At 70.1% G+C, this 13,516-nt stretch carries 10 protein-coding genes and 1 pseudogene; all 11 read left to right on the forward strand.

Going from position 1 to position 13,516, the window contains the following annotated elements; translation table 11 throughout:
- Positions 1-91 precede the first annotated feature (91 nt).
- Positions 92-1,624 carry a bifunctional folylpolyglutamate synthase/dihydrofolate synthase gene (locus tag ACFYOB_RS18400; protein ID WP_388560886.1) on the forward strand — a complete coding sequence of 511 codons (1,533 nt, stop codon included), beginning with the start codon at positions 92-94 and terminating at the stop codon, positions 1,622-1,624.
- Between the two features lie 2 nt (positions 1,625-1,626).
- The gene (locus tag ACFYOB_RS18405) at positions 1,627-1,995 is read left to right on the forward strand and encodes a DUF4233 domain-containing protein (RefSeq protein WP_388560887.1); all 369 of its coding nucleotides are present in this window, start codon (positions 1,627-1,629) and stop codon (positions 1,993-1,995) included.
- Positions 1,996-2,059: 64 nt separating this feature from the next.
- Entirely contained in the window at positions 2,060-2,470 is a 411-nt protein-coding gene (ndk, locus tag ACFYOB_RS18410) for a nucleoside-diphosphate kinase (RefSeq protein WP_388560888.1), read from the forward strand.
- A gap of 319 nt (positions 2,471-2,789) precedes the next feature.
- Positions 2,790-3,809, forward strand: coding sequence for a rod shape-determining protein (locus ACFYOB_RS18415; RefSeq protein WP_008738981.1), 1,020 nt, complete (start codon positions 2,790-2,792; stop codon positions 3,807-3,809).
- Positions 3,810-3,944: 135 nt separating this feature from the next.
- Positions 3,945-4,892, forward strand: coding sequence for a rod shape-determining protein MreC (gene mreC, locus ACFYOB_RS18420; protein ID WP_388560889.1), 948 nt, complete (start codon positions 3,945-3,947; stop codon positions 4,890-4,892).
- A 13-nt stretch (positions 4,893-4,905) separates the two neighbouring features.
- A complete protein-coding gene (mreD, locus tag ACFYOB_RS18425) occupies positions 4,906-5,613 on the forward strand; it encodes a rod shape-determining protein MreD (protein WP_388560890.1) in 708 nt (235 codons plus the stop codon).
- 13 nt (positions 5,614-5,626) lie between these two features.
- Positions 5,627-7,798, forward strand: coding sequence for a penicillin-binding protein 2 (gene mrdA, locus ACFYOB_RS18430; RefSeq protein WP_388560891.1), 2,172 nt, complete (start codon positions 5,627-5,629; stop codon positions 7,796-7,798).
- A 14-nt stretch (positions 7,799-7,812) separates the two neighbouring features.
- Positions 7,813-9,012: a rod shape-determining protein RodA gene (rodA, locus tag ACFYOB_RS18435; protein ID WP_388560892.1), complete on the forward strand. Its 1,200-nt coding sequence runs from the start codon at positions 7,813-7,815 to the stop codon at positions 9,010-9,012.
- Positions 9,013-9,061: 49 nt separating this feature from the next.
- Positions 9,062-10,585 carry a CHAD domain-containing protein gene (locus ACFYOB_RS18440; protein WP_388560893.1) on the forward strand — a complete coding sequence of 508 codons (1,524 nt, stop codon included), beginning with the start codon at positions 9,062-9,064 and terminating at the stop codon, positions 10,583-10,585.
- Between the two features lie 73 nt (positions 10,586-10,658).
- Positions 10,659-12,584, forward strand: a complete 1,926-nt coding sequence (locus ACFYOB_RS18445) for a TIGR03960 family B12-binding radical SAM protein (RefSeq protein WP_388560894.1) — start codon at positions 10,659-10,661, stop codon at positions 12,582-12,584.
- Between the two features lie 96 nt (positions 12,585-12,680).
- A pseudogene (locus ACFYOB_RS18450) lies at positions 12,681-13,516 on the forward strand (hypothetical protein); the annotation flags it as partial.

Consider the following 13,516-nt stretch of genomic DNA (forward strand, 5'->3'; position numbering starts at 1 on the left):
CTTGCATAACGATCTGGTCGCCCCACCCGCCGAACGTCCCGAAACGCCCGGGCCGAAAGTCCCGCAGGTCCTCGTCCGTAGACTGGTCTCCGTGAGTGAGCAGCAGCCCGAGAGCCCCGAGAGTCACGACAGCCCCTTCGATGGATCCGACGAATTCGACCAGATCATCGCGGAGGAGTCCGACCGCGACCCCGACCTGGCGGTGATCGAGGCCGGCAGCCGCACCCTGCGCGCCCAGGCCGGACCGCCCCAGGGCGACCCGGTGCCCGCCCTGCCCGCCGACCCGGAGGTCGCCAAGGCGCTGCAGGAGGTGGAGCAGGAGCTCGCCACCCGCTGGGGCGAGACCAAGCTGGAGCCGTCCGTGTCGCGGATCGCCGCACTGATGGACGTCCTGGGCGAGCCGCAGCGCGCGTACCCCTCCATCCACGTCACCGGCACGAACGGCAAGACCAGCACGGCCCGCATGATCGAGGCCCTGCTGAACGCCTTCGAGCTGCGCACCGGCCGCTACACCAGCCCGCACGTGCAGTCGGTCACCGAGCGGATCAGCCTCGACGGGGCGCCGATCACCGCCGAGCGGTTCGTCGAGACGTACCAGGACGTCAAGCCGTACGTGGAGATGGTCGACGCCTCGCAGGAGTACCGGCTGTCGTTCTTCGAGGTGCTCACCGGGATGGCGTACGCGGCGTTCGCGGACGCTCCCGTCGACGCGGCCGTGATCGAGGTCGGCATGGGCGGCACCTGGGACGCGACCAACGTCATCGACGCCTCGGTCGCCGTGATCACCCCCATCAGCCTGGACCACACCGACCGGCTCGGCTCCACGCCCGGCGAGATCGCCCTGGAGAAGGGCGGCGTCATCAAGCAGGGCGCCACCGTGATCCTGGCGCAGCAGCCGGTGGACGCGGCGCAGGCGCTGCTGAAGAAGGCCGTCGAGGTCGACGCGACCGTCGCCCGCGAGGGCATGGAGTTCGGCGTGGTCTCGCGCGAGGTCGCGGTCGGCGGGCAGCAGCTGACGCTGCGCGGTGTGGGCGGCGAGTACGACGGCATCTTCCTGCCGCTGTACGGCGCGCACATGGCGCACAACGCGGCGGTGGCGCTGGCCGCGGTCGAGGCCTTCTTCGGGATCGGCCAGGAGCACGCACGCGTGCTGGACCCGGACACCGTACGGAAGGCCTTCGCCTCGGTGACCTCGCCGGGCCGCATGGAGGTCGTGCGGCGCAGCCCGACGGTGGTCCTGGACGCGGCGCACAACCCGGCGGGCGCGGCGGTCACCGCGGCGGCGGTCACCGAGTCGTTCGGCTTCAGCCGGCTGATCGGCGTCGTGGCCGCGAGCGAGGGCAAGGACGTCCGGGGGGTGCTGGAGGCCTTCGAGCCGATCTTCGCCGAGGTGGTGGTGACCGAGAACTCCAGCCACCGCTCCATGGGCGCCGACGAGCTGGCGGCCGTCGCGGTCGAGGTCTTCGGCGTGGACCGGGTGCAGGTCGAGCCGCGGCTGGACGACGCCCTGGAGGCGGCGATCACCCTGGCGGAGGAAGAGGCCGAGTACGGAGGGGCCGGGGTCCTGGTGACCGGTTCCGTGATCACGGTGGGCGAGGCCCGCCTGCTGCTGAAGAGGGGCTGAGGATGCGCACGCTGTGTGCGAGCACGCTGATCGGCGAGTTCTTCGTGATCGGCTTCGCGGGCCTGGTGGCCATGAAGGACCCGGACCTGACCCAGACGGCGGTCTGGACGGTGTGCGGGGTCAGCATGCTGCTGTCGGTGCTGCTGTGCGGGATGCTCTCGCGTCCCGGGGCGGTACAGCTGGGCTGGGCCCTGCAGATCGGCCTGATCGCGAGCGGGTTCGTCGTCCCGACGATGTTCTTCCTCGGTGCGGTCTTCGCCGCCCTGTGGTGGTGCTCGGTGCACTACGGCCGCAAGATCGACGCGGTCAAGGCCCGCTGGGCGGCCACCCAGGAGGCCGCAGCGGCCCCCGGGGCGCCTGACGCTGCGTGACGGGTCACCTTGATGGCCCTGTAGATTCGTCCTACCGCACCCGTATGCCGCAAGGAGCCGCAACATGACCCAGCGCACCCTCGTCCTGCTGAAGCCCGACGCCGTCCGCCGCGGTCTGGTGGGCGAGATCATCGGCCGCATCGAGCGGAAGGCCGGCTGGACCATCCCCGCGCTGGAGATGCGCACGCTGGACCAGGAGACCCTGGAGGCGCACTACGGCGAGCACAAGGGCAAGCCGTTCTACGAGCCCCTCATGGGCTTCATGGCCAGCGGCCCGATCGTCGCCCTGGTCGTCGAAGGGGAACGCGCGATCGAGGGCGTCCGCCAGCTGGCGGGACCGACCGACCCGATCGCCGCGGCGCCCGGCTCCATCCGGGGGGACTTCGGCACCATCGTCCGGGAGAACCTGATCCACGCCTCGGACTCCGAGGAGTCCGCCGAGCGTGAGCTGAAGCTGTTCTTCCCGGCGCTCTGACCCCGCGTTTCGATAACTCCGCGATCACACTTCCTGACGCGACATCAGCCGAATAGCGCTCATGACCTGGGGCGACCGAAGTAATTTCGGTCGCCCTGCGGTATTTCCGGGCGATACCGGGAACGCCTGGGCAGTACACGTCGTCACCACTGAGGGGGCGGGTATCCATTCCGGCGGGATTGCCGGAGTCCCGTCGCGCGGTGTCCGTACTCCCGGCACTACGATGGGGCCTCCACCCACACACCCACCTCGCCGACCTGACAGCAGCCGCTATCAACTGGAAGGCCAGACGCTCCTCATGGGGAACAAGGGGAACAACATGTCGTTCATCGGCCGTGACATGGCGATCGACCTCGGGACCGCCAACACGCTGGTGTACGTGAGGGGCCGGGGGATCGTCCTGAACGAGCCGTCCGTGGTCGCCATCAACACGAACACCGGTGGCATTCTGGCGGTCGGCTCCGAGGCGAAGAAGATGATCGGGCGCACGCCCGGCAACATCGTCGCCGTACGGCCCCTCAAGGACGGCGTCATCGCCGACTTCGAGATCACCGAGCGTATGCTCCGGTACTTCATCCTCAAGATCCACAAGCGCCGTTACCTGGCCCGCCCGCGTGTCGTGGTCTGTGTTCCCTCCGGCATCACCGGAGTCGAGCGCCGCGCCGTGATCGAGGCGTCCACGCAGGCCGGCGCCCGCCAGGTGCACATCATCGAAGAGCCCATGGCCGCCGCCATCGGCTCGGGCCTGCCCGTCCACGAGGCCACCGGAAACATGGTCGTGGACATCGGCGGCGGCACCACCGAGGTCGCCGTCATCTCCCTCGGCGGAATCGTCACGGCACAGTCCATCCGGGTGGCCGGTGACGAGCTGGACAACGCGATCATCCAGCACATCAAGAAGGAGTACTCGCTCCTCCTCGGCGAGCGCACCGCCGAGCAGATCAAGATCACCATCGGGTCGGCGTACGACCTCGACAAGGACGAGCACACCGAGATCCGTGGCCGAGACCTGGTCTCCGGCCTGCCCAAGACGGTCGTCATCTCGGCCGCCGAGGTCCGCAAGGCGATCGAGGAGCCCGTCAACGCCATCGTCGACGCCGTCAAGACCACCCTCGACAAGTGCCCGCCGGAACTCTCCGGCGACATCATGGACCGCGGCATCGTCCTGACCGGCGGCGGCGCCCTGCTGCGCGGCCTCGACGAGCGGCTGCGCCGTGAGACGGGCATGCCCATCCACATCGCCGAGGACCCGCTCGACTCCGTCGCCCTCGGATCGGGCAAGTGCGTCGAGGAGTTCGAGGCACTGCAGCAGGTCCTGGACGCCCAGCCCCGTCGCTGACACACACCCCTCCGAGCCGGAGGGACCATGCGGAACACACAAGGATCCGCCGTACGGGTGCTACCGAGCCCGTGCGGCGGATCGTTGATATACAGGCAAAACAACATTCCGACGAGGAAGGCACGGCCGCCGCACGTGAGGGACACACGAGAAAGCCGGCTGCTCCTGGTGCTTCTGATCGCCATCGCGTTCGCATTGATCACGGTGGACATCAGGGCAGGCGAGGAGTCGCCGGTCGACGGTGCCCGGCAGGCCGCGGCAGCGGTCTTCGGGCCGGTCGAGAAGGGCGTGGCAACCGCCGTCGACCCGGTCGCGCACGCCATAGGGGCGGTACGGGACTCCGGCGAGCGCCACAACCGCATCGCCGTGCTGGAGAAGCAGAACGCGGCCCTGAAGGCCAAACTGGGCAGTGACGACCAGACCCGCAGCCGCATCCACGAGCTCGACGAGATGCTCAAGCGGGCCGGCGCCGGACAGTACGGCATCAAGGGCGCCGAGGTCATCGCCATAGGAGCGGCCCAGGGCTTCTCCTGGACCGTCACCATCGACGCCGGCAGCAAGGACGGCATCGAGCGCGACATGACCGTCCTGAACGGCGACGGACTCGTCGGCCGGGTCAGCACCGTCGGCCCGGACACCGCCACCGTCGTCCTCGCCAACGACCCGGACTTCACCGTCGGGACCCGCCTGGAGAAGACCGGCGAACTCGGCTTCGCCACCGGCCAGGGCGACCGCGCCCTGTCCGTCCAGATGCTCAACGGCAAGGCCAAGGTCAGCCCCGGGGACCGCCTGGTCACCTTCGGCTCGCGCGGCAACAAGCCCTTCGTGCCCGGCGTTCCGATCGGCGAGGTCGTCAAGGTCGATCCCTCGCGCGGCGATTTGACCCGCACGGTCTGGGTACGCCCGTTCGTCGGCTTCTCGCGCCTGGACATCGTCGGCGTCGTCGTGATGCCGCCGCGCGAGGACCCGCGCGACGCCGTACTGCCGCCCAAGCCCGAGGCCCCCAAGCCCGCCCCCACGGTCACCGTCACGGTCACGCCGTCAGGGTCCGCCAGTGTGCCCGGCAAGCCGGCCGACGACTAGGAGCAGACCGACCATGCGCTTCAACCGGATCCTGCTCTCGGCCACCCTCGTCGTGGTCGCGCTCGTCATCCAGGTCACCGTCCTCGGCCGGCTCCAACTGCCCGGCGCGGTGCCCGACCTGGTGCTGCTCACCGTCGTCGCCCTCGCACTCGTGTACGGGCACGTCAGCGGCGCCCTCATCGGCTTCTCCGCCGGCCTCCTCGCCGACCTGGCACCGCCCGCCGACCACGCCGCCGGACGGTACGCACTCGTCCTGTGCGTCATCGGCTACGCGGCCGGCCTGGTCCGCCCCGACAACGGGCGGTTCCGCTCCGCCTGGGGCCCGATGCTCACCGTCGTCGCCGCCGCGATCGGCTCCACCCTGCTCTACGCGAGCGTGGGCGCCCTCGTCGGCGACACGGCCGCCCGCCACGTGGGCCTGACCGGGCTGCTGTTCACCGCCACCCTCTACGACCTGCTGCTCGCGCCGTTCACCGTGCCGTTCATCATGGCGCTGGCCCGGCGTGCCGAGAACGACCCGATGGCCGTCGAGGCCGGCGGCGGCCCCGCAGGCAAGGCCGCCGACGTCTCCTCCGGCTGGCTGGCCGGCGGTACCGGCCTGCGCATCGGCAGCCAGCGCGGAGGCCTGCGTCTGAAGACCGCCCGGTCCCGGGCCAACAAGGCCGTCCGCATAAAGGGCGTCAAGCCGTTCAAGGGTGTGAAGAGCGTCAAGAAGCTGTGAGGGAGGAGCAGGCGTGACCAACGTTCCGGAGACCGGCCGCACCTCCCGGGTGCAGATCCGGCTCGTCATCATCCAGGTACTCGTCCTGTCGATGCTGGTCACGCTCGGCGGGCGCCTGTGGTACCTCCAGATCCGCAACGGTGATGAGTACTACCACGAGGCGAAGAGCAACCACGTACAGCGGGTCGTCCGGCCCGCTGTGCGCGGGTCGGTCCTCGACGCCCGGGGCGTCCCGCTCGCCGACAACGAGACCCGCCTGGTCGTCTCCGCCAGCCGCACGGCGCTGATGAAGATGAAGGACCGGGGCAAGGGCGTCATGACGCGCCTGGCCGACGTCCTGGACATGACCGCCAAGGAGGTCATGGAAAAGGTCCGGCTCTGCGACTCCCAGACCCCGAAGCCCTGCTGGAACGGCTCCCCGTACCAGCCGATTCCCATCACCCTCGAAGCCACGACGCAGCAGGCGCTGCAGCTGCGCGAACGCCCCGAGGAATTCCCCGGCATCACCGCGGAGCCCACCGCCGTCCGCCGCTACCCGGCACCCGCCGGGGCCCGTACCTCACAGGTGCTCGGCTACCTCTCGCCGGTCACCGACGAGGAGATCCAGAAGGCCAAGGACACCGACTCGCCGCATCTGCGCTCCGACCAGGTCGGCCGCTCCGGAATCGAACGCACCTATGACAAGCAGTTGCGCGGCAAGGCGGCAGTCACCTCGTACGAGGTCGACAACCTCGGCCGGGTCATGCACCAGACCGAGGCCGACCCGGGCGTGCCCGGATCCACGCTCATCACCAGCATCGACGCACGGGTCCAGTCCGTCGCCGAGTACGAGCTCCAGCAGGCGATGAAGACCGTCCGTCAGGAGACCGACAACATCACCGGCCGCAAGTACGAGGCCGACTCGGGCGCCGTCGTCGTCATGGAGACCAAGACCGGCCGCGTCGTCGCGATGGCCTCCCAGCCCGACTACGACCCCAACGCCTGGGTCGGCGGCATCTCCGGCAAGGACTACGCCAACCTCACCAGCAAGAACTCCAACTACCCGCTGCTCAACCGGGCCATCCAGGGCCAGGCACCCGCGGGCTCCATCTTCAAGGTGGTCTCGGCGAGCGCGGCCGTCCGGGCCGGCTACGCCTTCGACGACAAGTACAACTGCAGCGCCTCCTACAACATGGGCGGCCGGAGCTTCGCGAACTTCGAGTCCAAGGGGCACGGTCCCATCACCCTCGCCGAGGCCCTCAAGTTCTCCTGCAACACCGTCTTCTACGCCCTCGGACACAAGGAGTGGCAGCGCGACGGCGGCCTCAAGCCCAAGAAGGACGCCCACGACTGGTTCTACCGGACCGCCCGTGAATTCGGACTCGGCTCCGAGACCGGGATCGACCTGCCGAACGAGGTGACCGGCCGCATCCCCGACCGCCGGTGGAAGAAGAACTTCTGGGCGGCCAACAAGGACTCCTGGTGCAAGCAGGGCAAGAAGGGCGGCACCTACGTCGAGCAGATCGCCTACGAGAGCTGCCTCGAAGGCAACCAGCTGAAGGCGTTCGACAGCATCAACTTCGCCATCGGCCAGGGCGACGTCCTCGTCACCCCCATCCAGATGGCCACCGCCTACTCCGCCATCAGCAACGGCGGCACCCTCTACAACCCCACGGTCGGCAAGGCCGTGATCAGCCCCGACGGTAAGCGCATCGATATGATCAAGCCCAAGCCCCACGGCAGGCTGCCGGTCGACGCCGAGACCATCGGCAACCTCGACAGGGGCCTGCGCATGGTCGTCGAGCCAGGCGGCACCGCCGCCTGGCGGTTCGGGGGCTGGCCGCTGGACAAGATCCCGATGCGGGCCAAGACCGGCACCGCCCAGGTGTACGGCAAGCAGACCACTTCGTGGCTGGCGACGTACACCGACGACTTCGCGATCGTCATGACGATCTCCCAGGGCGGCACCGGCTCCGGGGCCTGCGGCCCGGCCGTCCGCAACCTCTACAACGCCATCTACGGCCTCGACATGGAGGGCAAGCAGGACCTGAAGAAGGCCCTGCTGCTCCAGCCCGAGGTGAAACTGCCCAAGATCCGCCCCGACGGCTCCATCGACTCCCCCGAGATCCGGCCGTACGTGCCGCCGTCCCCGGAGGAGCCGGCGCCGCCCGTGCTCGCCGGGCCGCCCCCCGCGCGGCAGGACTGAGGACCGAAACCGACATGCAGACCGCCAACAAGTTCTCCGTCTCCCGGTACGCGCCCGAGCGCGGGGCGATGGCCAAACTCACCGCCCGCGACTCGGTGGTGCGCCGGCTCGACTGGCCGATACTCCTTTCCGCGATCGCCCTGTCCTTCATCGGCTCCCTGCTGGTGTGGTCGGCGACCCGTAACAGGACCCAGCTGAACCAGGGCGACCCGTACTACTTCCTGGCCCGGCACGCCCTGAACACCGGCATCGGCCTGGTGCTGATGATCGGCACCGTCTGGCTCGGCCACCGCACCCTGCGCGGAGCGGTGCCGATCCTCTACGGGCTCTCGCTCGTGCTCATCCTGGCCGTGCTCACCCCGCTCGGCGCCACCATCAACGGTGCCCACGCGTGGATCGTGATCGGTGGCGGATTCTCCCTCCAGCCCTCCGAGTTCGTGAAGATCACGATCATCCTGGTCATGGCGATCCTGCTGGCCACCAGGGTCGACGCGGGCGACCTCACCCACCCGGACCACCGCACGGTCGTCAAGGCGCTCTGCCTGGCCGCCGCCCCGATGGGCATCGTCATGCTCATGCCCGACCTCGGATCCGTCATGGTCATGGTCGTCATCGTGCTCGGCGTGCTGCTGGGCTCGGGCGCCTCCAACCGCTGGGTGCTGGGCCTCATCGGCTCGGGCGTGGGCGGGGCCGTCCTGATATGGCAGCTCGGCGTCCTGGACGAGTACCAGATCAACCGCTTCGCGGCCTTCGCCAACCCCGAGCTCGACCCCGCGGGCGTCGGCTACAACACCAACCAGGCGCGCATCGCGATCGGCTCCGGCGGCCTGACCGGCTCCGGCCTCTTCAAGGGCTCGCAGACCACCGGCCAGTTCGTGCCGGAGCAGCAGACGGACTTCGTCTTCACCGTGGCGGGGGAGGAGCTCGGCTTCGTCGGGGCCGGGCTGATCCTGCTGCTGCTCGGCATCATCCTGTGGCGGGCCTGCATGATCGCCCGGGAGACCACCGAGCTCTACGGGACGATCGTGTGCGCCGGGATCATCGCGTGGTTCGCCTTCCAGTCCTTCGAGAACATCGGGATGAACCTCGGGATCATGCCGGTGGCCGGCCTTCCGCTGCCGTTCGTGTCGTACGGAGGATCGTCGATGTTCGCGGTGTGGATCGCGGTCGGACTACTGCAGTCGATCAAGGTGCAGCGGCCGTTGTCGGCCTGATGCTCCGTTCACCCTGCCGCCGTGTTCCGTTCAGGACTAAGTTCGGTCTATGGCGGACACGAAGCGCGAGATCGAGCGGAAATTCGAGTTCTCTCAGTCGAAGTCGGCCCGGCGCGGGGTGCCGGACCTGACGGGCACGGCCGCGATCGCGGCCGTCTCCGACCAGGGCACCGTCGACCTCGACGCCGTCTACTACGACACCTCCGACCAGCGGCTCGCGGCCGACGGTCTCACCCTGCGGCGCAGAACGGGCGGGGCCGACGCCGGCTGGCACCTCAAACTGCCCGTCTCCCCGGGAGTACGCGACGAGATCGGAGCCCCGCTCGGCGACGACACCGTCCCGCGCCCGCTGGCCGCCCTGCTCCGCTCCCGGGTGCGCGGCGCCGCCCTGGAGCCGCAGGTCAGGCTCCTCTCCTCGCGCCGGGTCAGCCATCTCCTGGACGCCGACGGAGCCCTGCTCGCGGAACTGAGCACCGACACGGTGCGGGCCGAGCGGGGCGAGGCCACCGCCGACTGGACCGAGGTCGAGGTGGAGCTCGCCGACGGGGTCGACCCCGGGCTGCTCGACGCGGTCGAGAAGACGTTCCGCAAGGCCGGGCTGAGGGTCTGCGACGCCCCCTCGAAGCTCGCCCGGGCGCTCGCCGAGACCGGCACGGCGCCGCCGCCCCGGCTCGGGGACGACGGCTCCGACGGTACGGCGGGCGCGCACGTCCTGGCGTACCTGCGGGAACAGCGCGACGCCCTGATCGCCCAGGACCCGGCCGTGCGGCGGAACCTCCCGGACTCCGTCCACCAGATGCGGGTCGCCTGCCGCCGCCTGCGCAGTGCCTTCAAGACGTACCGCAAGGTGCTGGACCGCACCGTCACCGATCCGATCGGCGAGGAGCTGCGCTGGCTCGCCGCCGAACTCGGCGTCGACCGCGACCAGGAGGTCCTGCAGGAGCGGATCCAGACCCGCCTCGACGAGCTGCCGCGCACCCTGCTGCTCGGCCCGGTCCGCGGCCGGCTGCGGACGTGGAACGCCACCCGCCGCTCCGGATCGCGCCGCCGGGCCCTGGCCGCGCTCGACAGTGCGCGCTACCTCACCCTGCTGGACTCCCTCGACGCCCTGCTGGACGCGCCCCCGCTGCGCAAGGCCGCCCGCGGGCGGGCGGAGCGCGTCCTGCCGAAGGCCGTACTGCGCGACTTCGAGCGCCTCGCCGGCCGGGTGGACACGGCGCTCGCCCTCGCCGAGGGCCACGAGCGCGACCTGGCCCTGCACGAGGCCCGCAAGGCCGCCAAGCGCGCCCGGTACGGGGGGGAAGCGGCCACGCCCGCGCTCGGAAAACCGGCGAAACGCCTGGCCAAAGCGGTGAAGAAGGTCCAGTCCCTGCTCGGTGACCACCAGGACAGCGTGGTCGCCCGCGACGCCCTGCACGGCCTCGCCGTGCAGGCGGCGGGCGCGGGGGAGTCCGCCTTCACCTGGGGCGTGCTCTACGCCCACGAGGAGGCCCTGGCCACACGGCGCGAACAGGAGCTTCCGGACATCTGGGCGAAGGCCTCCGAGCCGAAGCTCAGGGCCGCACTTGAATGATCATGTGGGTGGGGACGCCTGAGCCTGGGGGTACGCTTGAGAGCTGCCCCCTTGCCCGCTTCACGAAAGTCGCGTGATGACCGAGTCGGTCTTCCCTCAGCTTGAGGCCCTGCTTCCGCACGTGCAGAAGCCCATCCAGTACGTCGGTGGTGAGCTCAACTCCACGGTGAAGCCGTGGGAGAGCTGCGACGTCCGCTGGGCGCTGATGTACCCGGACGCGTACGAAGTCGGGCTGCCCAACCAGGGCGTCATGATCCTCTACGAGGTGCTCAACGAGCGCGAGGGCGTGCTCGCCGAGCGCACCTACAGCGTGTGGCCCGACCTCGAAGAACTGATGCGCGAGCACAACGTGCCGCAGTTCACCGTGGACAGCCACCGCCCGGTCTCGGCCTTCGACGTGTTCGGCCTGTCCTTCTCCACGGAGCTGGGCTACACGAACATGCTCACGGCGCTCGACCTCGCGGGCATCCCGCTTGAGGCCAGGAACCGCACGGTCGACCACCCGATCGTCCTCGCGGGCGGCCACGCGGCCTTCAACCCCGAGCCGATCGCGGAGTTCATCGACTGCGCGGTCATCGGCGACGGCGAGCAGGCCGTCCTCGACATGACCGAGATCATCCGCACGTGGAAGGCGGAGGGCCGGCCGGGCGGACGCGAGGAAGTCCTCCTCCGTCTCGCCAAGACCGGCAACGTCTACGTCCCCGGTTTCTACGACGTCGAGTACCTGCCGGACGGCCGCATCGGCCGTGTGGTGCCCAACCGCTCCGGCGTGCCGTGGCGCGTGTCCAAGCACACCGTCATGGACCTCGACGAGTGGCCCTACCCCAAGCAGCCGCTGGTCCCGCTCGCCGAGACCGTCCACGAGCGGATGTCTGTGGAGATCTTCCGCGGCTGCACCCGCGGCTGCCGTTTCTGCCAGGCCGGCATGATCACGCGCCCCGTGCGGGAGCGAAGCATCACCGGCATCGGCGAAATGGTGGAGCGCGGCCTGAAGGCCACGGGCTTCGAGGAGGTCGGCCTCCTGTCGCTGTCCTCCGCGGACCACACCGAGATCGCGGACATCGCCAAGGGCCTCGCCGACCGCTACACGGACGACAAGGTGGGCCTGTCCCTGCCGTCGACCCGTGTGGACGCGTTCAACGTGGACCTGGCCAACGAGCTCACCCGCAACGGCCGCCGCTCCGGTCTGACCTTCGCCCCCGAGGGCGGGTCCGAGCGCATGCGCAAGGTCATCAACAAGATGGTCTCGGAAGAGGACCTGATCCGCACCGTCGCCACCGCGTACGGCAACGGCTGGCGCCAGGTGAAGCTGTACTTCATGTGCGGCCTGCCGACCGAGACCGACGAGGACGTGCTCCAGATCGGCGACATGGCGGTCAACGTCATCGCCAAGGGGCGCGAGGTCTCCGGCCAGAACGACATCCGCTGCACGGTGTCCATCGGCGGTTTCGTGCCGAAGCCGCACACCCCGTTCCAGTGGGCGCCGCAGCTGTCGGCCGAGGAGACGGACGCGCGCCTGGGCAAGCTGCGCGACAAGATCCGCGGTGACAAGAAGTACGGCCGCTCCATCGGCTTCCGCTACCACGACGGCAAGCCGGGCATCGTCGAGGGCCTCCTCTCGCGCGGTGACCGCCGCATCGGCGACGTCATCCGCGCCGTGTACGAATCCGGCGGCCGGTTCGACGGCTGGCGCGAGCACTTCTCGTACGACCGCTGGATGGAAGCGGCGGAGAAGACGCTTCCCGCGTACGGCGTGGACGTGGCCTGGTACACGACCCGTGAGCGCACGTACGAGGAGGTACTGCCCTGGGACCACCTCGACTCCGGTCTCGACAAGGACTGGCTCTGGGAGGACTGGCAGGACGCCCTCGACGAGACCGAGGTCGACGACTGCCGCTGGACCCCGTGCTTCGACTGCGGCGTGTGCCCGCAGATGCAGACCGAGATCCAGATCGGCCCGACCGGCAAGAAGCTGCTGCCGCTGTCGGTCGTGAAGTGACCTCGGGCTGACGCAGCCCGCGAGATGCCCCTCACCGGGAACGGTGGGGGGCATTTCCTGTGCAACGGCTCGGGCCTCCGCTGCGTCGTCGTAGGTATGGACCTGGAGAAACACGGCCGGCACGAGCCGGAACCCGGCGGCGAGGGGTGCGTCTTCGCGCTCGTCCGGATTCCGGTGCGGATCCTGGCCGTGGTGATCGTGCTCCCGCTGCGGATGGCCTGGGACCTGCTGGTCCTCGCGGCGCGCGGCGTGCACCGCCGCGCCCTGCGCCCGGCCGCGGACGCGGTGGCCTGGCTGTTCACCCGGCTGGGCCGGTACGTCCTGACCCCGCTCGGGCGCGCACTGGCCTGGCTGGCCCGCGGTACGGGAACGGTCCTGAAGTGGCTGGCCCTCGCCGTCTTCTACTGGCCGTGGGCCGCGCTGTGGCGGTACGTCCTCGCACCCGTCGGCGCCGCCCTGTGGCGCTGGGCCCTCGTCCCCCTGGGGCAGGCGCTGGGCTGGCTGGCGAAGGCCCTGTTCGTGTGGCCGTGGGTGGCGCTGTGGCGGTACGTGGTCGTCCCGGGTGCCGCGGCGCTGTACCGGTACCTGCTGCGGCCGGCCGGTGGCGCGGTCGCCTGGACGCTCACCGCCGTGTACCGGTACCTGCTGCTGCCCCCGGCCCGGGGCGTCGCCTGGCTGGCCCGCGGGCTGTACCGGTACGTCCTGGTCCCGGCCGGCCACGGCCTGGTCCTGCTGGCCCGCGGCACGGGGGCCGCGCTGGGTTGGCTGGCGAAGGCCCTGTTCGTGTGGCCGTGGGTGGCGCTGTGGCGGTACGTGGTCGTCCCGGGTGCCGCCGCGCTGTACCGGTACCTGCTGCGGCCGGCCGGTGGCGCGGTCGCCTGGACGCTCACCGCCGTGTACCGGTACCTGCTGCTGCCCCCGGCCCGGGGCCG

Origin of the sequence: Streptomyces sp. NPDC006463 (assembly GCF_042870715.1) — a bacterium.
Classification (GTDB): domain Bacteria; phylum Actinomycetota; class Actinomycetes; order Streptomycetales; family Streptomycetaceae; genus Streptomyces.

Bases quoted from the DNA above. Each gene is read 5' to 3' on its own strand.
- ACFYOB_RS18405 (WP_388560887.1), top strand. From the start codon at position 1,627: ATGCGCACGCTGTGTGCGAGCACGCTGATCGGCGAGTTCTTCGTGATC.
- ndk (WP_388560888.1), top strand. From the start codon at position 2,060: ATGACCCAGCGCACCCTCGTCCTGCTGAAGCCCGACGCCGTCCGCCGC.
- ACFYOB_RS18415 (WP_008738981.1), top strand. From the start codon at position 2,790: ATGTCGTTCATCGGCCGTGACATGGCGATCGACCTCGGGACCGCCAAC.
- mreD (WP_388560890.1), top strand. From the start codon at position 4,906: ATGCGCTTCAACCGGATCCTGCTCTCGGCCACCCTCGTCGTGGTCGCG.
- rodA (WP_388560892.1), top strand. From the start codon at position 7,813: ATGCAGACCGCCAACAAGTTCTCCGTCTCCCGGTACGCGCCCGAGCGC.
- ACFYOB_RS18440 (WP_388560893.1), top strand. From the start codon at position 9,062: ATGGCGGACACGAAGCGCGAGATCGAGCGGAAATTCGAGTTCTCTCAG.